22 protein-coding genes and 1 riboswitch are annotated in these 25,662 nt (G+C 38.0%); of the genes, 15 read left to right on the top strand and 7 right to left on the bottom strand.

What is annotated here, in order from left to right:
* Nucleotides 1–18: 18 nt before the first annotated feature.
* On the bottom strand, nt 19–636 hold the full coding sequence (gene cbpA, locus MUG87_RS09110) for a cyclic di-AMP binding protein CbpA (protein ID WP_247087145.1): 618 nt from the start codon (nt 634–636) through the stop codon (nt 19–21).
* A 183-nt stretch (nt 637–819) separates the two neighbouring features.
* Here cbpA and MUG87_RS09105 point away from each other — a divergent pair, with 183 nt between their 5' ends.
* The 7 genes from MUG87_RS09105 to MUG87_RS09075 all read left to right on the top strand — a co-directional run bounded on the left by MUG87_RS09105 (nt 820) and on the right by MUG87_RS09075 (nt 8,743).
* Nucleotides 820–2,316: a spore germination protein gene (locus tag MUG87_RS09105; protein ID WP_281503687.1), complete on the top strand. Its 1,497-nt coding sequence runs from the start codon at nt 820–822 to the stop codon at nt 2,314–2,316.
* 10 nt (nt 2,317–2,326) lie between these two features.
* The gene (locus MUG87_RS09100) at nt 2,327–3,514 is read left to right on the top strand and encodes a Ger(x)C family spore germination protein (RefSeq protein ID WP_247087143.1); all 1,188 of its coding nucleotides are present in this window, start codon (nt 2,327–2,329) and stop codon (nt 3,512–3,514) included.
* Between the two features lie 31 nt (nt 3,515–3,545).
* Nucleotides 3,546–4,664: a GerAB/ArcD/ProY family transporter gene (locus MUG87_RS09095; protein ID WP_247087142.1), complete on the top strand. Its 1,119-nt coding sequence runs from the start codon at nt 3,546–3,548 to the stop codon at nt 4,662–4,664.
* Nucleotides 4,665–4,772: 108 nt separating this feature from the next.
* Nucleotides 4,773–5,729 carry a magnesium/cobalt transporter CorA gene (corA, locus tag MUG87_RS09090; RefSeq protein WP_247087141.1) on the top strand — a complete coding sequence of 319 codons (957 nt, stop codon included), beginning with the start codon at nt 4,773–4,775 and terminating at the stop codon, nt 5,727–5,729.
* A 169-nt stretch (nt 5,730–5,898) separates the two neighbouring features.
* Entirely contained in the window at nt 5,899–6,708 is an 810-nt protein-coding gene (gene motA, locus MUG87_RS09085; protein WP_247087140.1) for a flagellar motor stator protein MotA, read from the top strand.
* Nucleotides 6,674–7,423: a flagellar motor protein MotB gene (gene motB, locus MUG87_RS09080; RefSeq protein ID WP_247087139.1), complete on the top strand. Its 750-nt coding sequence runs from the start codon at nt 6,674–6,676 to the stop codon at nt 7,421–7,423. The genes motA and motB overlap by 35 nt, the downstream gene beginning before the upstream one ends.
* A gap of 174 nt (nt 7,424–7,597) precedes the next feature.
* The gene (locus tag MUG87_RS09075; RefSeq protein ID WP_247087138.1) at nt 7,598–8,743 is read left to right on the top strand and encodes a cation:proton antiporter; all 1,146 of its coding nucleotides are present in this window, start codon (nt 7,598–7,600) and stop codon (nt 8,741–8,743) included.
* A 29-nt stretch (nt 8,744–8,772) separates the two neighbouring features.
* Here the strand turns inward: MUG87_RS09075 and MUG87_RS09070 are convergent, their stop codons facing one another.
* Nucleotides 8,773–9,687, bottom strand: coding sequence for a hypothetical protein (locus MUG87_RS09070; protein WP_247087137.1), 915 nt, complete (start codon nt 9,685–9,687; stop codon nt 8,773–8,775).
* A 186-nt stretch (nt 9,688–9,873) separates the two neighbouring features.
* Between MUG87_RS09070 and MUG87_RS09065 the strand changes: the two genes are divergently transcribed.
* Nucleotides 9,874–10,284, top strand: a complete 411-nt coding sequence (locus MUG87_RS09065; RefSeq protein WP_247087136.1) for a hypothetical protein — start codon at nt 9,874–9,876, stop codon at nt 10,282–10,284.
* A gap of 79 nt (nt 10,285–10,363) precedes the next feature.
* On the opposite strand, the gene MUG87_RS09060 is transcribed toward MUG87_RS09065, so the two are convergent.
* Nucleotides 10,364–10,669 carry a hypothetical protein gene (locus MUG87_RS09060; RefSeq protein WP_247087135.1) on the bottom strand — a complete coding sequence of 102 codons (306 nt, stop codon included), beginning with the start codon at nt 10,667–10,669 and terminating at the stop codon, nt 10,364–10,366.
* Nucleotides 10,670–10,859: 190 nt separating this feature from the next.
* Between MUG87_RS09060 and MUG87_RS09055 the strand changes: the two genes are divergently transcribed.
* Entirely contained in the window at nt 10,860–11,048 is a 189-nt protein-coding gene (locus tag MUG87_RS09055; RefSeq protein WP_247087134.1) for a hypothetical protein, read from the top strand.
* Nucleotides 11,049–11,092: 44 nt separating this feature from the next.
* Here the strand turns inward: MUG87_RS09055 and MUG87_RS09050 are convergent, their stop codons facing one another.
* Both MUG87_RS09050 and MUG87_RS09045 read right to left on the bottom strand, forming a co-directional pair.
* Nucleotides 11,093–11,293 carry a cold-shock protein gene (locus tag MUG87_RS09050; protein ID WP_247087133.1) on the bottom strand — a complete coding sequence of 67 codons (201 nt, stop codon included), beginning with the start codon at nt 11,291–11,293 and terminating at the stop codon, nt 11,093–11,095.
* Between the two features lie 214 nt (nt 11,294–11,507).
* The gene (locus MUG87_RS09045; protein WP_247087132.1) at nt 11,508–13,334 is read right to left on the bottom strand and encodes an APC family permease; all 1,827 of its coding nucleotides are present in this window, start codon (nt 13,332–13,334) and stop codon (nt 11,508–11,510) included.
* Nucleotides 13,335–13,482: 148 nt separating this feature from the next.
* A riboswitch (cyclic di-AMP (ydaO/yuaA leader) is annotated at nt 13,483–13,623 on the bottom strand.
* A gap of 140 nt (nt 13,624–13,763) precedes the next feature.
* Between MUG87_RS09045 and MUG87_RS09040 the strand changes: the two genes are divergently transcribed.
* Together MUG87_RS09040 and MUG87_RS09035 are read left to right on the top strand one after the other, a co-directional pair.
* Nucleotides 13,764–13,886, top strand: a complete 123-nt coding sequence (locus tag MUG87_RS09040; protein WP_247087131.1) for a hypothetical protein — start codon at nt 13,764–13,766, stop codon at nt 13,884–13,886.
* A 15-nt stretch (nt 13,887–13,901) separates the two neighbouring features.
* Nucleotides 13,902–14,105 (top strand): Ku protein, encoded by a 204-nt coding sequence (locus MUG87_RS09035; protein WP_247087130.1) that lies wholly within the window; start codon nt 13,902–13,904, stop codon nt 14,103–14,105.
* Nucleotides 14,106–14,242: 137 nt separating this feature from the next.
* Here MUG87_RS09035 and MUG87_RS09030 read toward each other — a convergent pair whose 3' ends face one another.
* Nucleotides 14,243–14,686 carry a GNAT family N-acetyltransferase gene (locus MUG87_RS09030; RefSeq protein WP_247087129.1) on the bottom strand — a complete coding sequence of 148 codons (444 nt, stop codon included), beginning with the start codon at nt 14,684–14,686 and terminating at the stop codon, nt 14,243–14,245.
* Nucleotides 14,687–15,038: 352 nt separating this feature from the next.
* On the opposite strand from MUG87_RS09030, the gene MUG87_RS09025 reads away from it, so the two are divergent.
* Both MUG87_RS09025 and MUG87_RS09015 read left to right on the top strand, forming a co-directional pair.
* On the top strand, nt 15,039–19,085 hold the full coding sequence (locus MUG87_RS09025; protein WP_247087128.1) for a S8 family serine peptidase: 4,047 nt from the start codon (nt 15,039–15,041) through the stop codon (nt 19,083–19,085).
* Nucleotides 19,086–19,491: 406 nt separating this feature from the next.
* Nucleotides 19,492–21,627: an Ig-like domain-containing protein gene (locus MUG87_RS09015; protein ID WP_281503686.1), complete on the top strand. Its 2,136-nt coding sequence runs from the start codon at nt 19,492–19,494 to the stop codon at nt 21,625–21,627.
* A 70-nt stretch (nt 21,628–21,697) separates the two neighbouring features.
* Here MUG87_RS09015 and MUG87_RS09010 read toward each other — a convergent pair whose 3' ends face one another.
* Nucleotides 21,698–22,687, bottom strand: coding sequence for a LysM peptidoglycan-binding domain-containing protein (locus MUG87_RS09010; RefSeq protein WP_247087127.1), 990 nt, complete (start codon nt 22,685–22,687; stop codon nt 21,698–21,700).
* 258 nt (nt 22,688–22,945) lie between these two features.
* Between MUG87_RS09010 and MUG87_RS09005 the strand changes: the two genes are divergently transcribed.
* The gene (locus MUG87_RS09005; protein WP_247087126.1) at nt 22,946–24,568 is read left to right on the top strand and encodes a lactate permease LctP family transporter; all 1,623 of its coding nucleotides are present in this window, start codon (nt 22,946–22,948) and stop codon (nt 24,566–24,568) included.
* A gap of 37 nt (nt 24,569–24,605) precedes the next feature.
* Nucleotides 24,606–25,550 (top strand): L-lactate dehydrogenase, encoded by a 945-nt coding sequence (locus tag MUG87_RS09000; protein WP_247087125.1) that lies wholly within the window; start codon nt 24,606–24,608, stop codon nt 25,548–25,550.
* The last annotated feature ends 112 nt before the right edge of the window (nt 25,551–25,662 follow it).

Below are 25,662 nucleotides of genomic sequence, written 5' to 3'. Positions count from 1 at the left end.
AAAAGAGGCATGTGCCTCTTATAGTTCTTCTATATGTACGATGCGAAAACCATTTTCTTCAAGTTCTTTTAGCAGAGGCTGTAATTCCGATGTATCAAATTCTTTGCCTAGTGTAAATACCATGCGTCTTACATATAAAGCATTATTATCTAGTGTAAGCAAGCTTTGAATGCCTGTATATTTTTTCAATACCTTAGCAAGCTTTTGAATGGCTCCGTTATAATCCTGTGTACCGATAGTTACTGAATACACACCAGAATTTACGCCCCACGCGTCTTCTAGTAAAGCAAATACCTTAGAATGCGTTAAAATGCCAAGAAAGTTACCGCTCTCGCCGATAACAGCAAGAAATGGTAAGCGTTTAATAGTAAAGAACACTTTAAAAAATGAGGATTCTTCATATACAAAAGCACTTGTATCTCTCACAACATGGCGTACAGTATCACTAAGGGCTGCAGCGTATTCTAGAATATCAACCTTATATACATTGCCCACATACTTTGTTTTTGTCTCATCCAAAACTGGAATACATCTATAGCCAGTTTCATTCAAAAGCTGCAGTACACTTTCTAATGAATCTTGCTCTCTACAAAACACAACATCTTGCTTTAGTACGTAATTACCCTTCACTCTCATAAAAACCCTCCTGTGTATAAAGCTTGTATTGAAAATATACAATATTGCGAATTTAAAAGAAATATCTTTTGTGAAATAATTGGTTACATCTTTGTTACAATTTTTAGCTGCTGCAGGTGTATACATAATTTTTCTTTAGATAGTTTATAATACCAATACTAACTTTTAAAATTTGGGGGATATATGGTTACAAGAAATTCAAAAATACAGAATAACCTTCAAGCCAACATAAATGAAATAAGTGAAAAGTTAGGTTGGAGTTCTGATCTTATGATAAGAACATTCACACTAAAAGAAATTGGTTTACGTGTGAGTATCATATTTTTTGAAGGCTCTATAGACGCCCACTCTTTAGAAACTCATATTATCGAACCGTTGATGACGTTTGAGATGCCTTTGAAATATGAAGAGCAGGGGCTGTTAAATTTTCTTATCCAGCATGTCATTCAAGTGAAGGCAGTGCGGATGGTAGAAAGTATGGAAGATGCAATTCATGAAATAGTGAATGGAAAAACATTGCTTGTTGTAGATGATATGCCATTATTTATATCCGCGGATATAGTTAAGTGGAATGAAAAAGGTTTAACAAACCCAAAAGCACAAAGGGTGACTAAAGGACCGGATATCGCATTCACGGAAAATCGAACAACAAATATATCTTTATTAAGAAAAGTTATAAAAAATCCCGACTTGCGTATAGAAACAAAGTCCTATGGGAAAAAAACATCTACTGATGTTTCTATTGTCTACTTGGACACGAGTGTTCAGAATGAAATCTTAACAGAAATCAAAAAACGTCTAGATAAGATTGAGTTGGAAGTTGTGCTAGAGTCCAATTATATAGAGGAAGGCTTAACAGAAGAATCTAAATCCATATTTCCACTCATGTTGAATACCGATCGTCCAGATGTGGTGGCTGCAGAAATTTTGGAAGGGAAAATTGGTATTATTGTGGATGGTTCTCCTTTCGTATTAGTGGCTCCAGCCGTATTCATCCAATTTTTTCAAACGCCTGAAGATTATTATATCCAGTTAGAAAACAACAAATGGTTACGTTTATTTAAAATGATTCTCTATGCTGTATCCATAGTTGTTCCGGGTTTATATGTTGCTTTCACCACACATCATCCCAATCTATTACCTATTCAGTTGTTAATTAGCTTCGTTTCACAGCGGGAAGTCGTACCATTTCCAACCGTAGTAGAGATAATTTTATTGGGGGCGATGATTGAAGCGATTTATGAAGCTTCCAATCGGGTACCACAAAATGTCGTTCTTACAATCTCAGTGTTTGGTGCGATTGTTTTGGGACAATCAGCTGTTGAATCCCAACTCATACAGCCAGCTACTTTAGTGGTAATGAGTGCTTCTTACATCATGACCAGTGTCGTTCCGATTTGGGTGATGCGTAATGTAGCGAGATATTTAGTACTTATATTTATTATTGCAGGCGCTACATTTGGATTATACGGCATTTTTTTAGCTACTTTAATTGTATTGTTTCATTTATGTAATCTGCGTTCGTTTGGTGTTCCATATTTGGCGCCTTTTGCTCCTTTTCGAGTAAGAGATCAAAAAGACGGACTACTGAGATCATCAATTGAAGATGTAGCGAACAATTTTCCTGTTTTTTCAAAAGAGGAAACATTACAACAAACCGAAGACGATAACAAGAATTGAGGAGTTTTGAATGGGCAATACATCTAAATTGCGCAGCGTCTTACTTATCGGGGTTATAATAGCTACATTCACTGGAAGAAATATTCAAGAAAACACAGTAAACAGCATAGCTGTTGTTTCAGGTATAGGAGTAGATAAAAGCGAGGGTAAATATATTGTTACATTGCAACTTTATAATCCTGCAGCCAATCGAAAAGATGCCTCAGACGAAGTAGCAGCTTATACATATAAGCAAGAAGGGGAAACCGTCCAGGAAGCTATTCAAAATATGTATAAAATAACGTCCCGCCGCATGTTTTTGCAATCGGCGCAAATTGTGGTGTTTAGTGAACGCCTTGCAAGAGATGGATTAAGTGATGTTTTGAATTACTTGATTCGAGAACCGAATGTATACTCAGATATTAAATTTATGATATGCAAAGATATTTCTCCATATGACCTGTTTCGTATATTCACCCCTGTTTCAAAAGTTTCCAGTTCCCGCTTTAAAGAAGTGCTTGAAAGGGGAATGAGACATATGGGATATAGGGGATTCGCAACATTAGAGGACGCGAAAGAAATTCTTACGGCACGTACAACCCAACTAACTGTCCCGTACATAAGTGTTGTCGGAAATCCGAAGGAAGGCTTTAAAAAAACAAACATCGAACAGAGTACTCCCAGAGTATTGATTTCACTGGAAGGTGTCACTGTATTTCGAGGTGATAGATTATATCGTATGCTTTCATTCGAGGAAAGCATCATGTATCGGATTGTACAAGGTCAACTAAATAGAGCGAGCGTTACTACGGGATGTCCTCATTCCAAGGGTAGAGTATCGTGGAAATTAAGCAGTACAAAATCAGTCATAAGTGTGATTTCAGAACGTCGGCCGTATACTTTTCGTCTAGGGGTTCAAGCTAAAGCAAATATATATGACATTACTTGCAAAGGAAACTTGGCAGACCCAATATATATAAAGAAGTTGGAAAAAAAATCAAGCAAAGATTTACAAGTGAAGTTACAAGACTTAATTAGAAAAAGTCAAACCTACAATACGGATTTCATTGGTTTCAGTGACGCCATGTACCATCAAAATCCTTCTTTATGGAGGCGAACAAGCAAACAATGGAGCAGACTGTATCCAGACGCGAAAATCGAAGGGAAATTTGAAATTAAACTCATTAATACAGGTGACATCATTCGAATTGTAAAATAGGACTATGGATTCTAATAAGGAGAGAAGAATCATGGCACAGGTAAAATTATCATTCTCGCAAATCTTCTCCATCATGTTATTGTTTTTATTAGGGAGCACGATTGTCGTCGGTTTAAATTTTAATCTGCAACAAGATACTTGGATTGGGCTACTAATAACTTCATTTTTAGGCGTTGGAGTTTTATATTTTTATTTTATCATGCTCTCAATTGGTAATTGGGGAAATTTGTACGAGCTGTTGGAAGACGGTTTCGGCAAGATTGTAGGAAAGTCATTACAAATTGTATATACATTATACTTTTGCTATATAGGCGGTCGGGTCTTGAAAGACTTCGCTTTCTTTACCAGCAAGATGTTATTTGAAGATATATCCCCTTGGATTATCTCTTTTAGTTTTATCAGCACCATAGGTTATATACTTTACTTGGGTATTGAGTCTTTTGCTAGAGGAACGCAAATTTTGCTGTTTGTAGTTATAACTCAAATTCTCATGTTGCTGCTGACAGGTTATTTTAGTAACGCTTTCTTAGTAAAAAATTTGGGACCACTATTCCAACACAGTGGTTCCGCAATTGTGAATACTGTTTTTCCTACAGGAATTACATTCCCTTACGGGGAGTTGATTGCTTTGACAATTTTGTTTCCTTTAGCTGATTATAAGAGCAAACTGAAAACATATGGTTGGTTGGTTATTTTAGTTGTAGGCGGTTTATTGATTGCGGCGGCTGAAATGATAGTGGGAATTTTACATCCTAAACTTGCGGAAATATATGTATTCCCGTTCATAAAAGCTTTGGAAGGTCTTGACTTTTTAGGTTTTTTAGAACATTTTGAGCTATTTGCGGTATTAATCAACTTAATAGGTGGATGTATTAAAATTTTTGTTTTTGCATATGCAGCTTTAGTGGGAATTTCTAAAATTAGGATTAAGAATAAAAAAAATCAATTAATCATTTTAGTATGTTGTTTAATCTATGCATGTTCTTTAATTTTATCTGGGAATTTGATCGAACATCTATATATAGGACTGAAAGTGGTTCCTATCTATCTGCATGTTCCACTGCAATTTATTATTCCATTCATATTAACTGTGCTTTTGTTAATAAAGAAGTCTCGAAATAAAGCCCATCATGTTTCTGATATTCAATAATGAATATCTATTTTCTTTATATTGCTTATAGGATGTCCAGATGATAAAATTTGTGAAGTCATTATCGGGTAAGTAACCAGCATATTTTAGATAGCAGAGGAGAGGGTTATGCTTCGAATTCTAGCAGTAACAAAGGACAATGAAGTATTGCGGGATATACCGGTCCTTGACGTCAAAAAAGAGCATATTGCTTGGTATTGGGTAGATTTTTCAAAACCAACTAATGAAGAAATTTTATTGTTATCATCTTATTTTAAATTCCATCCGTTAGCGATAGAAGATTGTTTGCATTTTTTGCAGCGCCCTAAGCTGGAGTATTATAATGACCACAGCTTTTTAGTCATGCATGCCATTCATCAGGACACACTGGACATTCAAGAAGTGGATGTATTTTTAGGTGAAAACTTTATTGTTTCGTTTCACTTAGAAGAAGTTCCGGAGATTACATCTGCTTGGAACCATTTTTGCAGTTCAAAACATACCTGCGAGCAGATGCCTGTTGAGGTGCTTCATAAAATTATAGATAAGCTTGTGGATACATATTTTCCAATTGTGCATGATATCGAAGATCGAATGAGACAAATGGAAGTGGATTATCAAAAAGGAACGATGCCTTCCCTGATTAATGAGACATTCCGTGTGCGAAGTCAATTGTTGCAGCTTCATTATGTAATCGGACCGATGCGAGATTTATTGTACAGGATGCTGGAATCAAAACGGTTTTTATTACAGGATGATAAGAAGGCCTATTTTCAGGATATTTATGACCACTTGTTAAAGCTGAGTCAAATGGTCATGTCAAATCGCGAAATTACCTCTGAGATGCGAGACAATTACATTTCATTAAACTCCTATTATATGAACAGTATTATGAAAAAGCTGACCGTTATCACCACCATCTTTATGCCTCTTACGTTCATTGCGGGTATTTATGGCATGAATTTTGAGCATATGCCTGAGCTGCGATGGAAATATGGCTATTTCATTATACTAGGTATGATGTTAGGCACAGGCGGTATGATGGCAATATGGTTTTTAAAAAAGGGTTGGTTTCGTAATGATTAAAAAACCTTCACGAAATTTTTATATTTCGTGAAGGTTTTTTATATGAAAACATCTATTTTAATATGAAATAACAAGTTATAATGTAATTATGTATATAGATAATTCTATATTTAATTAAAAAAATAAATAGTTACACATTGTAGCAAGTAATATATGGAGGGATGCAGATATGGATTTGGCAACAATAGTGGGGATCCTTCTAGCGATAATTGCCGTTGTATTCGGCATGGTCCTTAAAGGAGCAGATGTACAAGCTCTACTAAATCCGGCGGCACTTATGATTATCTTTGTCGGCACTGCAGGTGCTGTGACGATTGCTTTCCCGGGAAAGCAACTGAAACGTCTGCCAAAGCTTTTTAAGCTGTTATTCACAACCAATAAGAAGCAATTATCGTATCAAGAGTTATTGGAGCTGTTCGTACGCTGGGCAGGCGAAAGTCGAAAGCATGGTATTTTATCATTAGAGCAGCAAGTGAATGAGGTCGATGATGACTTTATTCAAAGAGGCATGAAATTTGTGATTGATGGTATCTCACCAGAAGATTTGAAAAACATGATGGAAGCAGAAATTGAGGCTATTGAAGAGAGACATGCTTCTGGCGCAGGAATGTTTACACAAGCAGGTACATACGCACCAACTCTTGGGGTATTGGGAGCTGTTATCGGTCTTGTTGCCGCACTTGGCAACTTATCTGATATTAATAAGCTAGGCCATGCGATCTCGGGTGCTTTTATTGCGACTATCTTTGGTATTTTCAGTGGTTATGTATTGTGGCATCCATTTGCTAATAAATTAAAGCAAAAGTCAGCAGATGAATTAGAGAAAAAACGTCTTATCTTAGAATGCATGCTGATGTTACAGGCAGGAACTTATCCATTCTTAATCAAAAACCGCATTCTTGTAGCGCTCTCTGAAACAGAGAGAAAGAAATTAGAAGCTGGAGATGGTACAGATGGCGCGCAAAAAGAAAAAGCATGAGGAGCATATTGACGAAACATGGCTGATTCCATATGCGGATATGCTTACTTTGTTGCTTGCTTTATTTATTGTATTGTTTGCAATGAGTAGTCTCGATACAGAAAAATTTAGGCAAATGGCAATTGCGTTTAATAAGGAGTTGAAAGGCGGTACAGGAAACAAGGAGTTTTTAAACGAGGCTCCACCTGCTAAAGATGTCCCACTCAAAGAAGAAAAATCTGTTGAAGAGCTCCAAGCGAAACAGGAGATGGAAGAGCTAAAGCAATTGCAGGAAAAGATTGATGCATATATCACAGCTAATAAATTGTCCCTTTCTTTAAAAACGACCTTGACGGAGCGGGGGTTAATGATCACCATCATGGATAATGCTTTATTTGATTCTGGTAAGGCGTTTGTAAAATTGGAATCTGTTGCAACTGCAAAAGAAATTTCACAGCTTCTTGTTGCAGCGTCTCCGCGAGAAGTAATGGTGTCAGGTCACACGGACAATGTACCGATTACCAATGCCGAGTTTAAATCAAACTGGGATTTAAGTACAGGAAGAGCAGTGAACTTTATGCAGGTTTTACTTGAGAACGCGAACTTACAGCCTGGGAAATTCAGCGCAATTGGATATGGTGAATACCGGCCTGTTGCACCGAATGATTCAGCTGAAAACCGGGCGAAAAATCGTAGGGTAGAAGTATTAATTTTGCCTCTTACGAAACAGCCGTAAGCAAAAATGGTTTACATTTTCCCTGTATTCATGTAGGATATATAATATATTGAGAATATATGTTCTTTTGGAGGAGCCTGCCACTGCAGGCTCCTTTTTGCCTTTTTTAGGTAAAGAATAGCGCGGTTTCTGCAGGGGTAGGCTATATTTACGTAAGAAAGGCGGAGAATTTACATGTTGATTACGCAACTTGCTATCATCTTACTGGCTTCAAAGCTTGCGGGAGATATTAGTGTCAGATTGGGGCAACCTTCTGTACTAGGAAAGCTGTTAATTGGTATCGTTCTTGGCCCATCGGTATTAGGCCTTGTACATGATACAGAAATTCTAGGTGAATTAAGCCAAATTGGCGTTATCTTATTAATGTTTATTGCCGGTTTAGAAACTGATTTAGATGAGTTTAAACGGACAGGGAAAGCATCTGGTATTGTGGGAGCGGCTGGCGTTGCCATTCCCCTTTCACTTGGTTACGGAGCGGGAATTGTTCTTGGCATGTCTAATCTTGAAGCGATTTTTTTAGGCCTTTTGCTTTCGGCAACAAGTGTAAGCATTTCAGTACAGGCGCTGAAGGAAATGGGAAAATTACAGTCTCGAGAAGGATCGGTTATTTTAGGAGCAGCTGTAATTGATGATGTTCTCGTAATTGTTGCATTAGCGTTTGTAATGAGCCTTGCCGGTGGTGATGTAAATTTAACAATGGTTATTCTAAAGAAAGTGCTATTCTTTATTGTGGCTATTGTTGTCGGATGGAAAGTGGTTCCGATTATTTTGCGTAAGTTCGCGCCGTTACGAGTAACAGAATCACTCATATCAGCCGGTTTAATTATTTGTTTTACGTTTTCTTATTTCGCTGAATATACAGGAGTGGCTGCTATTATTGGCGCATATATCGCTGGAGTTGCCATCAGTGTAACAGATTACAAGCACGAAATCTTTGAGAAGGTAGAAACAATTGGGTACTCTATTTTTGTTCCTGTATTCTTCACTTCTATTGGCGTTACTGCAGAGTTTAGTGGAATTGGTGAGAACTGGCTACTTATTATAGGACTGAGTGTACTCGCCATTGTAACGAAACTGGTGGGTTGTGCCTTTGGTGCAAAGACGGCAGGATTCAATTGGAATAGTTCTTTCGGTATCGGAGCTGCCATGGTATCACGAGGCGAAGTAGCACTCATTATTGCAGCTATCGGACTAGAGGCGAATTTACTAAAGCAAGATATGTTTGCAGTCGTTGTAGCTGTTGTATTAGTTACAACCATTGTCACACCACCAATGATGAAAATATTTTTTAACCGTGATAAAGAAACAGCACAAGCATAAAAAAGACACGGCGAAACAGCCGCGTCTTTTTATCTTGCAAGTAACGCTCGTAATGTACATAGCATGGTCTGTGTATATTCTGTAAACCGCGGGTCATGCACGTTTACTCGACCAAAGTTATGGAATAAACATTTCAAGCTCTCTGCTTGAAATGGATGAACATCATGATTATCCATACGCAGATACAGAAGCTGTCCAGGATGCTGCTCATCATGCTCCGCTTCTAGACCAAGTTCACGCAAAATTTTTACTTGAAGCCAAGCACACTCTATTTTCAACTCGTTTTGAATATGGACAATAGTCGGGTTGTCAGACTCTGCAATAAGTGAAAGTGTGTGAGATAAGCGACTGAAGCGCTGTAGATATTCTATTACATAGTCAGTTGTTGATGATAGAAATGAATGATCTGCATCAAGCTGCACTTGTTCGCTTTCTATTGCGGGCACCAATGATATTTTAGGAACCTCGATACCAAGATTAAGTATAGAAGCTTCTAAGTCATCTAACATTTCTTGCAGTGCAGTATGTTCATCAATTGTCACTGGGTACGTATATAAAATGTGCTGTGCCTGCGCCTGTAAATCTGAAAATAATATACCACAATCCTCAAGAGGATTAGCCTGATAAGAAAGAATAGATTTGATTTTCCACTTTAAGTCCCGATATAGCCGATGCCATTCATTCCAAGCATTCTTCTCTGCTTCTGTCATTTCGCGTACAAGCCTAAGACGATATGGATCTCTTGATATAACTTGAAAGCATCCATGTCTTTCTACACCATGTTCCACGGCTTCAGTCATACTATCCTTTTCAATAAAAATATTGGATTCCATAAAAACATTGGCACCACTGTGACCGATAATAAATGATTCGAGCCATTGTTCATGTACAGATTTGATAATATATACACCATAGGTAAAGTAAGATGTTTTGGACGTTATCATGACCGTATTCCTCTCGCATGCCGTAAATTTTACTTGTATGCTTCTATCATATAAGATTTTGAAAAGAAATCCAATTATAGTCTGTGTGAAGTTTTTTATGTTCATGTTAAAGGTGAAATATACAAACGGAAAGATATAACTGTTGTAGGATTGGGAAAACGGGCATACTATCGCAGAGGTGAAAAGATGAAAATTGTGATGATATGCTTTGGTTTGCTGTTAACCGTTACATCTGTGCACGCAGAACAGGCAGTAAAAACGGTTTGTCCAAAGACAGAGACCTTATCGTTGCTAACAGAGCAAGATAAGCAAGAATTACTACAAGAGTTGCCACGCTCTATTATTCCAAAATTGTACGGTAAAAACCCAAAGTATTTAGACTACAAGGCAGAAGTAATTATGCCCATGCAAAATTTACAAGGTGTCGAAAAGTCTTATTATTACATGGCGATTCAGAATTGCGGCCGTAATATCGCTAATCGCTCCTGGTTTGTGCGTATGCGGTTTCCGAAGATGCAAAATGCATATTCGTTTAGCGAAATATTTGTTGCAAAAAAGCAAAATAATGAGTGGATTATTTGGTATCAGTATCACTAAAGTAATTGTAAATAAAGGGTGTTCACTATAAAAAGGAATGGGACAAACCATAGCTATGGTCTGTCCTATTCCTTTTTAGTCAGTTCTTATAGCGCAAATACTGATAGTTTGAAGTAGGAATACTTTTGACTACATTTCCTAAAGCATCTTTATATACTTCATATTCCTGATATGTTTCGATTACATAGCCTTTTACAGTTTCTTTTTTGACCAGCTTGCTTTCTAAGAAAAAATGCATATCTTGTTCCAATTGTTCTGATGGCTTGGCTGTAACAGATTCGACCGTACTTTCACCAAGTAAAACCTCTCCCCAATACACAGCTGAAAAGGTTAGTGCACCGCTAAGCAGCACGAAAAATAAAATGCTTTTTATCCGATGAAACATAATATTCACCTCAAATCTGTTTGTCCTGTTATTTACAACCATATGCTTAGATGCTATGCTTCATTCGTATTGTATGCTTGTAGCGGTTTTTAATATAGTGAAGTGTAGGGAAAATAGGGGAGTGTAAGGGCCAGATTATACAACGAAAGGAGTAGCAGGGCTATAATAGTGCTGCGATAATAGGGAGAACATGTTACTATCATATATCTTAATTATTGTTTTTCTGTTATTTGGATTTATTGCTACGGTGAAAATTGGCGGAAAAGGCGACGAACATTATGACAAGGCAATGCGTGGAAATACAGTTCGATTGACGTTGATTTATGTTGCCCTTGCAGTTGTGTTGTTAGCCGGTCTTGGTATTTACATTGCTATATAAAAACAAAGCGAACCTAAATAGGTTCGCTTTGTTTTTATGCTCTATTACACTTTTTGGACATTCGTCGCTTGTGGTCCACGTTGACCGTGTTCGATTTCGAAAGTCACTTCTTGTCCTTCATCCAGTGACTTATAGCCCTCACCTTGAATTGCGGAGAAATGTACGAACACGTCATCTCCGTCTTCACGTTCGATGAATCCAAAGCCTTTTTCACTGTTAAACCATTTTACTTTACCACGTTCCATTTTACTGCCTCCTAAATATGTAGAAAAATAAAGCTGTAAGACAATCTTACTTGCATAGGATAACCGGAAGAGGTAATTTTTAAACCTATATAAGTATTAAATTTTAACAAATTAATAAAGAAACTTGATTTACAAATGAAAACACCAAACTTCTTATACGCGAAGTTTGGTGTTTATATAGTTAGGGTTATCTAGGCATTAATGTGTTCCCATTTTACTTTTTTAAATGATAAGGTACTGTTGTAATAACTACATTTCGTTTATAAAGTAAAAATGCTCGGATCAGTAAACTAGACTGATTGTGAAGGATATTATGCCAGCCTTTTTTAGGAATGAACTGAGGAATAATAACAGTTACTCGATAGTTTGATTCGCTTGCCTTGTATTGAACCGTATCAATGAATTTTGTGAGTGGTTGGATAATACTTCGATAATAAGAATGAAGAGTAACCAACCGTACATCAGGTTCCCACAGCTTCCACTTTTCTTCGAATTTCTTTTCATCTTCTCGTTCAAAGGAAACGTAAACCGCAATAATTTGGTCAGGTGACAAGGATTTTGCATAATTTAAGGAATTGGCCACTACATGTGTCATACCGGCTACTGGTACAATAATAACGTTTCCTTCAATTGGTATGATAGGCTCACATGTCTTCAAGCTCAGTTGTTCTCCAACTGCATCATAGTGCTTTTTAATTCTGTGAAATATAAAAATGATGATAGGCAAAAAGATTAAGATTGACCAAACCTGTGCAAATTTCGTTAAGAAAAACATGATTGTTACAACAAAACTAATAATAGCTCCTGTTGAGTTGATGATTAATTTAGGCACCCATCCTTTTGGTTTTTCGCGAATCCATTTCAACATCATACCAGTCTGAGACAATGTAAATGGAATAAATACACCTACTGCATACAGCGGGATAAGATGCTCTGTTTGACCTTGAAAGGCAAAAATTAAGATGATAGAAGAAATTCCTAAAATGATAATTCCATTAGAATATCCTAAGCGATCTCCTCGAACAGTAAACATTCTTGGAATAAATTTATCTTTTGCTAAGTTAACTGCTAGGAGCGGAAAAGCCGAATAGCCAGTATTGGCCGCCAAAATTAAAATGAGCGCAGTTGTACCTTGAATAAAGAAGTACATAAAGTTACGACCAAATGTTTCTTCAGCAATTTGTGAAACTACCGTCACTTTTTCACTAGGTGCAATTCCATAATAATAAGCCAGCCACACAATTCCTGAAAATAAGATAGCCAGTAAACAGCCCATCGCTGCTAATGTTTTTGCAGCGTTGTTGGGAGCAGGGTCTTTGAAGTTAGGAATTGCATTAGAAATAGCTTCTACACCTGTTAAAGCAGAACTTCCTGATGCAAATGCTCTTAAAAGCAGGAACAAGCTGATACCGGCTACTGGCGTTCCAACCGGTGTATGTAAGTCAGGAGGAACTGTACCGGTAGCAATCTGATATATACCGGCACCAATCAGGATAAATAGAGCTAACACAAACAAATATACAGGATATGCCAAAATAGAAGCTGATTCCGTAACACCTCGTAAGTTCAAGATCGTTAGGAATATGACGAATATGGTAGCGATAATCACGTTATAAGAATGAAGGCTTGGAAAAGCCGATGTGATAGCATCAGTACCTGCTGAAACACTTACAGCAACGGTCAATATATAGTCTACCAACAATGAACCGCCAGCAATTAATCCTGGGTTTACACCAAGATTTTCTCTGGATACTACATATGCACCGCCCCCGTGCGGGTATGCGAAAATAATTTGTCTATAAGACAAAATGAGGGCTGTCAGAAGAATAAGCACGCCAACTGCAATAGGAATAGAGTACCAAAATGCGACCGTGCCAATCGTAGCCAAAGCAATTAAAATTTGTTCAGGACCGTAAGCAACAGATGACAATGCATCCGAGGAAAGAATCGCAAGTGCTTTTGTTTTGTTAAGTTTTTGCTCGCCTAATGCGTTTGATTTTAAAGGCCTTCCAATTAAAAAACGTTTTAAGGACGAAAACATGAATTTTCACCATCCAGTTACTTTTTCTGTATGTTTCCCAAGGTAGGATGCAAACATTTATCCAGGAGACTTTTATTTTATAAAAAAAGTCTACAAGTCATGAATGAATAGACCTGTAGACATTACTTTTTTGTCGCACAAGCTCCACCTTCCTTCTCATATAACGCTTACGAGGTTAGCTGTCGGATTCGGACCTTTGAGTAGCCCTACCTAATAAGGATTCACCCCTTGGATATTCATCCATAAGAAACGGTTCCCCCGTACCATAAGATTTCAGCGATTTAGAAATACGAAACCGTTGTTTATCATACTCCTATAGTTAAGAAAAGTAAATAAAATTATATAGCAAAAGATAAATAAACTCATTTCAGCATAAACCGGTATGTTTCTATAGATACTATAGGTATTTAGAACAAATTGGAGGTTCCTATGTTAAAAAAAGATCAACCTTTTCTCACCGATGAATTTTTAGACGAGCTTGTCAAAGAAGTAAATCGTTTGTATGGTAATCCCGCTAATGAGCAAGAAGAACTAGATCAGGACATAAATTAGATTTTTATAAATCATTTGTTACACAAGGAATGTTTAACACCCATTAAACAGCAAAAAATAGCACCGGGTTGTGATGATAAAGAGGTTACATCAGAAGATATTGTGAAAGCATATCCGTACGGTTATAACAAGTATGTCATATTGGAAGATAAAGAATTGAAGGCACTAAAAAATGAACACGATATTAAATCCATTAACCGCAACGGGATTTTGATATGATTTTAGAAACACTAAACGCAAGCATCGAATATATTGCACCAAAGAACAATAGAAAGAACGAAAAAAAGGCGACGATGTAATATAGTTCAAAAGGAGATGATACTCATCTCCTTTTTTCAGTTTACCTAATTGAAGTATTAAAGAAGACATAAAGAGTAATTCCGAAAAGAAGTGTCATGTTTATATCCGTTTTTTTCATATAAGCGTTGTGCAGCCAAGTTGTCTGGCGCTGTTTGTAGTTCTAGTGATTTTGCACCACTTTGCAAGGCGTGTATTTTAGCAGCATCGAGCAGCTTTTGAGCAACGCCCTGCCCTCTAGCTTCTTCCTGCACGTATAGATCATTTAAAATCCATGTTCTACGCATGGAAACAGAAGAAAAAGAGGGATAAAGCTGTATAAACCCAAGATAAACTAAGTCTTGCACGGCTACAAAAATTACAGATTCTTGCTTTTGCAATCTTTCTGACAGAAATAGCTTTGCACCTTCTAAATTTGCATCCTGGTCATAAAATTGTCGGTACAAATCGAATAAAGCAGACAGTCCCTCCGCATCCTCCAAAGTTGCTTTATATACATGCATACATATTCTCCTTTCTAAAATATGTTGATATGAGTGAACACTCCTACCTTAAATATAACAGAAAATTCAAAAAATAAAATGTAGCAGTGATAGAGGTAAAGGATTTAGATATGCTTAAGAGTTTGTAAGTATGATATTTACAGAAAAGTCAAGTAATTTACGCCTCCTAAAAAATTATCCCAAGTTTCTAAGTGTATGTAGCTTTCTTTTCATGAAAAATATCCAGTAATCGGTTTTTATCGCATTTTTTGTCGAAGTAGCATTCTAAAAATAACCCAATAGCTACTTTTCTAAACTAATAGTAAGATTAATTATAAGAATCTTTAGAATAATTATACGGAGGTTACAGACTATGGGCGTAAACAAAATGGCAAAGAAAACAGCGATGCTGGCCCTATCAACGGGTTTATTATTATCACCTCTTAGTACAAATCCCTTTACAGCGGTTAAAGCGACAACTTGGAAGGCTGAGGATATTTTATTGTCACTTACACTAGAACAACGACAAGCCTTACATCAATTACAATTAAATAATCAACAAGGCCTGCAAGGCTTTCAAGAGGGCGAGTTACAAACTGAGGAAGAAGTCTCAGTTATTGTTGAGTTTCGTTCAAAGCCAAGTCACGTTGCGGTATTAGAAGCGAAGGCAAAAGGAAAGTCTCTCACTAAAGCTGCTGCACAAGCACAAATAGATAAAGAACATAAGGTTTTTAAAGAAGATCTGGAAAAATACGTAGGGACGAAAGGGAAACAAAAGGTTCCTGTGATTACACAAGCCTATAAAACAGCTTACAACGGTGTTGCTATTACACTTCCTGCTAATCAAGTACAAGAGCTTTTGCAATCCGAAGCTGTAAAGGCTGTATATAAAAATGTTGTATATATGGTAGAACCCGTTCAGCAAGAGCTTCCAAGCGATGTAGAACGCGAAATTACGACATCTGTAGAAAGTCTGCCTTACTTGCAGGTAGACAAGCTTCATAAAGAAGGGATTACAGGTAAGGGAATTAAAGTGGGTGTGTTGGATACAGGGGTTGACTATAATCATCCTGATTTAAAAGATGCTTACAAAGGTGGATACGATTTTGTAGACGATGACAGCGATCCGATGGAGGCGACGTACAAGGACTGGCAAGCATCCCAAAAGCCGGAGTTTAACAATGGCAGCTCTTATTATACGTCTCATGGTACACATGTATCCGGAACAATTGTCGGACAAAACGAGAATAATAGTGAAGTGTCTGTAGAAGGTGTAGCACCTGATGCAGATTTGTATGCATATCGTGTTCTTGGACCGTATGGTAGCGGTTCATCAGAAGATATAATTGCAGGAATTGAAAAAGCAGTAGTAGACGGTATGGATGTTATCAATCTTTCCCTTGGTGCAGCTGTGAATCATCCGTATTATCCAACTAGCACAGCCCTTAACTATGCAGTTCTGAATGGTGTGACAGCAGTCGTATCAGCAGGGAACAGTGGTCCTAACAATTTTACTTTAGGATCACCAGGTACAGCGGCATTGGCTCTAACTGTTGGAGCAAGTGATGTTCCTATTTCTCAATTTACGTTTACAGGACAGGTAGGCGGATGGAAAACAGATATTGTGAGCATGGCAAGAAGCTTCTCTGATACATTTGCCGAATTAGAAGGTGTGTCTCTTGAACTAGTAGATGTGGGACTAGGAAATATAGTAGATTATAAGAATAAAAATGTAAAAGGTAAAATTGCTTTCGTTCAACGCGGTGGATTTGCCCTTAATGATAAAGTGAAGTTCGCCAAGGATAATGGAGCAAAAGCCGTTATTCTATATAACAGTGTTGAGGGACATGTTGGTTACAATTTAGGTGAGTCAACAACTTTTATTCCTGCTTTTTCTATGACAAAGCAAGCTGGAGAAGAGTTAAAAGCAAAGATTGCAAGTGGAAATACGACATTTACCTTTACAAATGCTAAAGAAACTCTTACGCAGGGAGATAAACTAGCTGATTTTAGCTCCAGAGGTCCGGTCAATGGTAACTTTGAAATGAAACCAGAAATCGTGGCACCAGGTGTAAGTGTACTTTCAACGCTTCCTTCTTATATGACAAATCCAGCGGCACAAGAAGATTATAAGTATGCGTATGGCAGATTGAACGGAACATCCATGGCATCTCCTTTTGCAGCTGGTGTAGCAGCTTTGTTATTAGAAAAGAATCCAGAGCTTGCGCCAACGGATGTTAAAACAATCCTTATGAATTCTGCGGATAAACTTAACGGTGATTATAGTGTTTTTGAAGTAGGTGCAGGACGTATCGATCCATATCAGGCACTTCATACACAGGTAAAAGTCCAGGTGCAAGACGAGACTTTAATTCCAAATGGTGATAATTTAGTTACCATTGAGAATCAGACAGGTGGGTTAAGCTTTGATAAACAAGTGATACCAGACGGCTCGCATACAAAAGTCAAGAAGACATTAGAAATCACAAACAATAGTGATAAAAAGAAGTCTTTCCATGTTGAGATGGTAGAGAATGTACAAAAAGGAACAAACAGCTTAAAAGAAAATGGCATAACTGTAGAGTTAGACAATTTGATTAAAGTCGCCCAGAACTCTGTCAAGCAAGTGCATGCGTCTTTGACAATTCCATCCAAAGCCAAAAAAGGGTTCTATGAGGGGTATTTCCTTATCACGAACAGTGAGGATAAAACGGAAAGCTACCGTGTCCCATTTAGTTTCAAGAAATCACAGGAGGGTTTTGATACGTTTGAATTATTATCACGTGCCCTTACGCCATCTTACTACAATCATGCCTTCGATGGTTTCCGTACAACAAGTGTAATGTCAGGATTCAATTTAGGATCATCAGTTGAAACGCTAGATATTGTATTGCAAGATGGAAAGACGAATGAAGATTTAGGTCTTGTTGGTACAATTGACATGAAGTCTGCACAAACAGATACAGACTATTTCTTACCAACATTTAATGGCGCTTATTACAAGTTTACTGGTAACAAAAAACAGCCTGTTTCGGCAGATATGAGTATTGCCGAGCCAGGTCATTACAAGCTTAAATTTATTACTACCTTGCCAAACGGCAAGCAAAAAATTCAGGTTGAAGATGTATTTATCGATATTGAAACACCACAAGTAAAAAGCTCTTTGGATAGTGATTCTCCTTTCCTTGAGTACAAGCCTGGACAAGCAACGTATCCGTTTGAGGTTGAAGTAACGGATAGTAATGTGGCTGAGATGCAAAAGGTAGGTATCGCAATTGACAAATCTTCAAACTTTGCGGTATATACGTATGGTCTTCCAGTGCCGAATGGTCCTATATATATGGATAAAGATGGAAAATGGGTTGATGAAGTAGCGATGAATCCAAATGCAAAGTCACTTTCCTTTAACGTAATTGGATATGACGTAGCAGGAAACCAAGCAAATTGGAAGGAGTACTTCTTTGTAAAAGAAGGAACACCAGTTACGTACGCTAAACATAACGTGGAGCAAGCAAGATCCGGAGATATTTTGTCGGCTGCTCTCGTACTTGATAATCTGCAAGGTGTAAAAGAAGCAACGTGGTCTTTTCCAAATGGTATTCAGCACGTGAGTCTTGTAAGTGCAGATTTAGCGGACAAGTTCAAAGGAAAAGCAAGTATCCAAGTGAACGGCAATCAAATCAAGGTAACATTTAATGAAGCAACTGTGTTTGACAGAGCAGAAATCGTAAATGTCAAAGTGAAAGTGCAAGACCAACTCTTTTATCCAATCGGTTATATTAATCCAACAGCTACAATTGTGGATGCAAATGGGCAGACTGTGAGTCTTTTGAACGGCGGCAAACGATTCCTTCTGAAGCCTAAATTCAATCGTTTACAAGGAAGTCTAATTCCAGAAGGTTTTCTTGTCGAAGGAGAAAATTATCAGGGTAGACGTGATTGGTCCAAAGTTGGGGCAACATTCAAGGTGACGAATGGTCAATATAGTTTGGATGCTTCCAATATTATGGATGGAAGTGGTCGTTTTAACATCGAGCCGCTTCCATTGAACGAGAATCCATATACATTTGAAGTTACTGTACCAGGACACTTCTCAACGAAAAAGAAACAGAAGGTTGGTTTCGAATACAAGGGTGAAATGTACGGGAAATCAGATTCTATCAATATCAGCCTAGTTGCTGGAGATGTGAATCAAGACAATGTTATTGATGTTAAGGATGCAATTGCAGTTCAAGAAGCGTGGAATACAAATAATCGAGCTGCTGATATCAACTTTGATGGTATCGCTAATGCAAAAGACATAAAATTTGTGCAAAAGAACTACTTGAAGCAAAATCCAACAGCTTTAGATGCTCCAGCACCTATTACAGAGTTGAATGGCAAAACCCTTGAATCTATTTTGAAAGAACTAGGTCTATAAAGGATAAAAAACTGCTGAAGCATATTCGGCAGTTTTTTTATTAATTGCAGTTCCTGTACAGATGAGGTTCATTTAACTGAATTTTTAAACTTCTAAAGGAGGTATTGGAAATATTTTGTCGAAAGTAATCAATTGATATATAAAAATGAAGAAAAGGGAGGGTAGAAGTGTTTGTAATATGAAAACAACTAGAGGAGAGATTAGAAGTATAAAATGTGATAGATTTTGATTTTCAAAGGTAAACAAAGAATACCCTAAAAGCTGATGCGAATGGATAAAAGTATAGACTTCAGTAGAGTTAAATAGCCAAAACTAATAATTCTACTAAGGAATATTGCTATGTGCTGTGTACTAGTATTGTTGTTTACTAGGAAATTGAAAAGTAACTTTCAACGGGAGGAATAACATGAAAAAAGTATTTGCCATATTTCTCTTGCTGTTTGCTTTCCTTGTTCCTCAAGAGTTAGTCGTGGTTGCCTCAACACCCTCACAGGTTATTATTATTAATACGGCAACCAATAAGCTTGCCTTTTTCGAGTATGGAAATTTGGTGAGAGAATTCCCTGTAGGAACCGGGAAGCAAAGTACCCCTACACCACAAGGGAAGTTTTCAATTGTTAATAAGATTAAAAATCGTCCGTATTATAAAGGAGGCATTCCCGGGGGCGACCCTCGTAATCCGCTTGGAGACCGATGGTTGGGGATGAACATTTACGGTACTCCTGGTAATACATATGCCATTCATGGAAATAACAATGAGGATTCTATTGGTGGCTGGGTGAGCAGCGGTTGTGTTCGTATGTATAATGCTGATGTTCGTTGGCTGTTTGATCGAGTTAATGTAAATACGACCGTGATTATTAAAGCATCTCAATCTTCTTATCAGGATATTGCAGCTTCATATGGCATTTCTCTTTCATACGGAGCACCTAAAGGAGTTATCGATAGTCCGGTTCCCGGTACGACGCTTCGAGGTGATCATACTGTATCAGGTTGGTTTTTAGATGGCAGTGGTGTAGCCAAGATTGAGGTACTAGTGGATGGCGAAGTGGTAGGGCGTGCAGCTTATGGAGATGCAAGACCTGATGTAAAAAGAGCTTATCCGGAATATAACAATGGTCATGCGGGCTATCACTATACCTTGGATACTACGAAATTTAGCAGTGGAACACATAGAATTACCATAAGAGAAACAGGGGCGAATGGTCAAGTCATTACATTGCCAGACAGAATTGTAACAATTTCATCTGCGCAGGGGTATATGGATAATCCAGCACCGGATGAAACAATGAGCGGAAGCTACAATGTATCAGGTTGGTTTTTAGATGAAAGTGGTGTAGCGAAGATTGAGGTATTAATTGATGGAAAAGTAATAGGGGAAGCAAGCTACGGAGATGCGAGACCAGATGTACAGCGAGCTTACCCAAGGTACAATAACGCAAATGCAGGTTATCAGTATACATTGAACACAACGTTATTGAGTGAAGGAATGCATCGAATTACAGTGAGGGAAACAGGTAAAAATGGTATGGTCATGACTTTACCAGAGAGAAGTATCCAAGTTCTAAATGCTGTAGGATATATAGATAATCCTAGTTCGGAGGAGTTGATAAGCGGTATTTACAATGTATCCGGATGGTTTGTTGAAAAGAGCGGCGTAGCAAAAGTGGAAGTATTAGTGGATGGTAAGGCGGCAGGAGAAGCGATATATGGAGATGCAAGACCCGATGTGAAACGAGCATTGCCATACTTTAATAATGAAAATGCAGGTTATCATTATGCCTTAGATACAGCTAAATTTAGTGAAGGCACACATCGGATTGCCGTAAAAGGTATAGGGAAAAATGGAAAAATGACCATATTGCCGGAAAGAACTGTGACCATTCAAAATGTTCTTGGTTATGTAGATAGTCCGGCGCCAGAACGTACATTAAGCGGTAAAATAGATGTCGCAGGCTGGTTTTTAGATACAAATCATGTAGCGAAAATTGAAGTGCTGGTGGACGACCAAGTAGTGGGTGAAGCAGAATATGGAGAAGCGAGACCGGATGTGAAACGAGCGTTCCCACGCTTCAATAATGGAAATGCAGGCTACCGTTACACGTTAGATACAACGAAGTTCAATGATGGAAGTCATACTATTACCGTGAAAGAAACCGGCAAAAATGGCAAGGTGACAACGTTATCGAAAAGAACTGTGAAAGTTCAAAATGTCCTTGGTTATGTAGATAGTCCGGCACCGAACACTACATTAAGTGGCAAATACAATGTATCAGGCTGGTTTGTTGATAAGAGCGGTGTAGCAAAGGTCGAGGTATTGGTAGATGGAAAAGTGGTGGGAGAAGCAATATATGGAGAAGTGAGACCGGATGTGAAACGAGCATTTCCGGAGTTCCATAATGAAAATGCTGGTTATCGTTATAATTGGGATACAGCTGCTTTTTCCGTAGGGGCTCACACAATTACCGTAAGAGAGACAAACAAAAATGGAAAAGTGACCACATTGCCAGAAAGAAATATTACAATTAAAAATGTTCATTAAGCAAAAAAAGAAAAACTGTGTGATACTTCGGCAGTTTTTCTTTTTTTGATCTAAACGCTGCTACATCAGATTATTCATTAGAACGGATTAATTCCTGCATCTTGTTTGAAACAAGAGGGTAAAAGTTTTGTAAGGCATGTCTGGTGGAGTTACCACCAAAAAAATTCGTACCAGGACACGTTTTTACCTCATGATCTTTTGTGTTGTCTAATACCCGTTCTCCTGTATCATAATCCCACCAATGATGGTAGGTAATACTTTCAACGGAAGGAGTCAACCCAAATTTGATACACAGTAAAGCAGTGATATAGATGATTGTTTCTTTTTGTGCTGTACTCATTACATCATAGTCAACATCGAAATTCCCAACATTTTCAATCGCCAGCCCGCCCGCATTGGCTTGTGCTCCGATTGAGCCTTCCGGATCTATATTGAAAGACCTGGACACTGCGATTTTGCCGTCTGGGAAGGTGGTAATATGCTGCGCAATGTTTTTCCAGCCGTTTCTTTTAATATGATAATTCTCCATTCCTTGCAACAATCTAAAATGATTGCTTCCATTAAAATGCTGGTAAGAGGGAATCCACGTATGATGCTGCTGAATGATACGTACTCTTCTATTAAATCTATGATGCCATAACCAATTCTTAAATTCTTCCTTTGTCATAAGAATGTGCTGTCCTTGCATGGTCATGTTTGCAGGGATAATTTTTAATTTTTGACCGATATACAATTGGTTTGAAGAGAGACCATTTACTGCTTTAATTGTTGTTGGTGAAATATGATACATAGATGAGAGAGATTCCAACGTATCTTCAACAGTAGTGATATGCATGACTGGCACCCATAGCTTCTGACCGGGTACTAGAGAGTCTGATTGTAGGCCATTTATTGCTTTTACTATTTCTACAGAAGTGTGATATTGATGTGCCACCTGTGCTAAAGAATCTCCCTGTTTTACTGTATAAATGTTACGTGGCTCACTTTCTGTTGCATGAGCGGTAGTTGTGTGAAATATAAACAATAACAAACTGAACAATAGAAGCATGTTCTTTTTCATTTCTTTTCTCCTTTATTTAAGGATAAGAGGGCAGATAATCAACCTTTCATTTATAGTGTGGTACATATGATAGTAATATACATTTCATAGGAAAACTATAGTCCGCCACAATTCGATTACAGAGTGCACTACGACAATGAATGTCTCCTCTTTTTTGTATATTCATAATCCATTGCGCACAAACTACGCGCAGAGCCTCATCTGCTAAAAGTCTCAGGTGAAGGGTGAACATATTACAAAAGAACGGAGATGATATGATTGCGGATTTGGGAACAGGTTTATAATCCAGTAGATAATATATGGATTTCTGCTGTGATAGCGGCTATACCTATTTTATTCTTTATCTTGGCTCTAACGATATTAAAGTTAAAAGGATATATTGCGGGATTTTTGAGTATTGTCGTCGCCGGAATTGTCGCCATATCGGTATACAACATGCCGGGATTAAAAGTCATAGCGGCCGCATTTTATGGTATCATGGCAGGTCTATGGCCGGTTGCTTCCATTGTATTAGCAGCGATTTTTTTATACAAGCTTACAAACAAAACAGGTCAGTTTAATGTAATCCGAAACAGCATTGCCTCTATTACAGAAGATCAACGCCTACAAGTCATTTTAGTAGCGTTTTCGTTTGGTGCATTTTTAGAAGGTGCAGCTGGATTCGGTGCTCCTGTCGCTATCACAGCTGCTATTTTAGTGGGGATGGGCTTTACTCCTCTTAAAGCTGCCGGGCTTTGTTTAATTGCTAATATTGCTGGTGGTGCTTTCGGAGCGATGGGGATTCCAGTAACCGTACCTGCGCAGCTCACGGGACTGGACGGGCTGGAAGTTGGAAGATATACAGCGTTAGTTCTCCCAGCCCTCAGTATTTTTATCGCATTTTTGCTTATCTTTATCGTCGATGGCCTCAAAGGACTCCGTCAGACTTTTCCAGCTGTATTGATAGCTGGCGTCTCTTTTGCTGTCACACAATTTATAGTGCTGTACTTTTTAGGAGCAGCGCTTGCTGATGTCTTTGCAGCTATTGTTAGCTTAGTGGCACTTGCTGTGTTTCTGCGCTTTTGGAAGCCTAAAGAGATTTATCGTATTCAAAAAGATGATGTACAACTAACTGAGCAAAAGACTGCATATTCGCTAGGACAAATTGTGTACGCATGGCTCCCGTTTTTATTTCTTACGTTGTTTGTAACAATCTTTAATTTAAGCTTTTTTAAAAAATTATTTCTTCCAGGCGGTGCATTAGAACGGTTGGTCCTTCAGTTTCCTATTTTTGATTTGCATAATGAAGTCATTCGTAAAGCACCCATTGTTGCAGAAGATACACCATATGCAGCTATCTTTAAATTGGATTTGTTATCTTCTACAACGACAGCTATTGTATTGGCGTGTATTTTAACCATCATTGTATTTAAGTGCAGCGGAGGATTAATCACGGAAACAGCTACTGAAACCATTCGTGAGCTCACAGCCCCTATTTTAACAATTTGTAGTGTATTGGCATTTGCGTATATTTGTACATATTCAGGTATGTCATCTACGCTGGGATTGGCATTTGCTTCAACGGGAGATGCATTTCCATTGTTCTCACCGGTTTTAGGGTGGATCGGTGTATTTTTAACAGGATCTGTTGTAAACAGCGGTTCGCTTTTTGCACCTTTACAAGCTGTAACGGCAGCACAAATTGGTTTGGCACCTCAAACAATGGTATCAGTGAATGTAATGGGCGGGACAATGGCTAAAATGATATCTCCGCAGTCCGTGGCAGTTGCTAGTGCGGCAGTGGGTTTGGTAGGAAGAGAATCTGAGCTGTTTAAATTTACAATCAAATACAGTTTAGTGTTACTAGTTGTTATCGGTGTTATTAGTTGGCTTATCTTTTAAAAAATTTCTAGACTCATTTAAAAAGGAGACGAGACTCATGGATAAAAAAATTAATCGCGTCGTTTTGATTGGAACAGGAGCAGTCGGATGTAGTTATGCCTATTCACTGGTAAATCAAGGTGTAGTAGAAGAACTAGTCTTAATTGATGTGAATGAAGCAAAGGCTGAGGGAGAAGCTATGGACCTCAATCATGGTATCCCATTTGCACCGGCGCCTACTAAGGTTTGGAGCGGTACTTATGCGGATTGTGACAGAGCAGATTTAGTGGTTATTACAGCAGGATTAGCACAAAAGCCAGGGGAAACCAGACTTGACCTTGTTGTAAAGAACACAAATATTTTCAAACAAATTATTAAAAATGTAATGGATAACGGCTTCAAAGGAATCTTCCTAGTAGCAACAAATCCAGTTGATATCTTGAGTTATGTGACATGGAAGGAATCAGGTTTACCAAAGGAACAAGTAATCGGTTCAGGTACAACTTTGGATTCGGCACGTTTACGCTTTATGCTAGGTGATTACTTTAAGGTTGATCCTCGCAATGTACATGCAGTTATTGTGGGGGAACACGGTGATACAGAGCTTCCTGTATGGAGTCATGCGACAATTGGCGTTGAGCATTTAGATGAATTTATGGAACGAAGAGGCGATGTCAACAAAGATTGTCTGCAGAAGATTTTTGAGGATGTACGTGATGCAGCATACCATATTATCGAACGCAAAGGTGCAACGTATTATGGCATTGGTATGTCACTGGTACGTATTACAAAAGCCATCTTAAATAATGAAAACAGCGTACTTCCTGTTTCTGTTTATTTGGATGGCGAATATGGTCATCATGATGTGTATGTAGGAGTTCCTGCGATTATCAATCGCAAAGGTGTTCGTGAAATTGTCGAAATCAATTTAAATGAAAAAGAAAAGGAACAATTTGCACATTCTGTAAATGTGTTAAAAGAGACAATGGGACCGATTCTCTAGAATGATTTATAAAAGGTATCCTTAAGGGTTGTATAACCTGTTAGGATACCTTTTGTATGATGAGAACGGTATGTAACTTACATAGTTCAGCTCATTTCAACAAATAATAAAA

Source organism: Ectobacillus sp. JY-23 (assembly GCF_023022965.1).
Lineage (GTDB): Bacteria > Bacillota > Bacilli > Bacillales > Bacillaceae_G > Ectobacillus.
This window is presented reverse-complemented; position numbering and strand designations above follow the sequence as displayed.

Coding starts and splice junctions, on each gene's coding strand:
- cbpA (WP_247087145.1), bottom strand. CDS start 636: ATGAGAGTGAAGGGTAATTACGTACTAAAGCAAGATGTTGTGTTTTGT.
- MUG87_RS09105 (WP_281503687.1), top strand. CDS start 820: ATGGTTACAAGAAATTCAAAAATACAGAATAACCTTCAAGCCAACATA.
- MUG87_RS09100 (WP_247087143.1), top strand. CDS start 2,327: ATGGGCAATACATCTAAATTGCGCAGCGTCTTACTTATCGGGGTTATA.
- MUG87_RS09095 (WP_247087142.1), top strand. CDS start 3,546: ATGGCACAGGTAAAATTATCATTCTCGCAAATCTTCTCCATCATGTTA.
- corA (WP_247087141.1), top strand. CDS start 4,773: ATGCTTCGAATTCTAGCAGTAACAAAGGACAATGAAGTATTGCGGGAT.
- motA (WP_247087140.1), top strand. CDS start 5,899: ATGGATTTGGCAACAATAGTGGGGATCCTTCTAGCGATAATTGCCGTT.
- motB (WP_247087139.1), top strand. CDS start 6,674: ATGGTACAGATGGCGCGCAAAAAGAAAAAGCATGAGGAGCATATTGAC.
- MUG87_RS09075 (WP_247087138.1), top strand. CDS start 7,598: ATGTTGATTACGCAACTTGCTATCATCTTACTGGCTTCAAAGCTTGCG.
- MUG87_RS09070 (WP_247087137.1), bottom strand. CDS start 9,687: ATGATAACGTCCAAAACATCTTACTTTACCTATGGTGTATATATTATC.
- MUG87_RS09065 (WP_247087136.1), top strand. CDS start 9,874: ATGAAAATTGTGATGATATGCTTTGGTTTGCTGTTAACCGTTACATCT.
- MUG87_RS09060 (WP_247087135.1), bottom strand. CDS start 10,669: ATGTTTCATCGGATAAAAAGCATTTTATTTTTCGTGCTGCTTAGCGGT.
- MUG87_RS09055 (WP_247087134.1), top strand. CDS start 10,860: ATGTTACTATCATATATCTTAATTATTGTTTTTCTGTTATTTGGATTT.
- MUG87_RS09050 (WP_247087133.1), bottom strand. CDS start 11,293: ATGGAACGTGGTAAAGTAAAATGGTTTAACAGTGAAAAAGGCTTTGGA.
- MUG87_RS09045 (WP_247087132.1), bottom strand. CDS start 13,334: ATGTTTTCGTCCTTAAAACGTTTTTTAATTGGAAGGCCTTTAAAATCA.
- MUG87_RS09040 (WP_247087131.1), top strand. CDS start 13,764: ATGTTAAAAAAAGATCAACCTTTTCTCACCGATGAATTTTTAGACGAG.
- MUG87_RS09030 (WP_247087129.1), bottom strand. CDS start 14,686: ATGCATGTATATAAAGCAACTTTGGAGGATGCGGAGGGACTGTCTGCT.
- MUG87_RS09025 (WP_247087128.1), top strand. CDS start 15,039: ATGGGCGTAAACAAAATGGCAAAGAAAACAGCGATGCTGGCCCTATCA.
- MUG87_RS09015 (WP_281503686.1), top strand. CDS start 19,492: ATGAAAAAAGTATTTGCCATATTTCTCTTGCTGTTTGCTTTCCTTGTT.
- MUG87_RS09010 (WP_247087127.1), bottom strand. CDS start 22,687: ATGAAAAAGAACATGCTTCTATTGTTCAGTTTGTTATTGTTTATATTT.
- MUG87_RS09000 (WP_247087125.1), top strand. CDS start 24,606: ATGGATAAAAAAATTAATCGCGTCGTTTTGATTGGAACAGGAGCAGTC.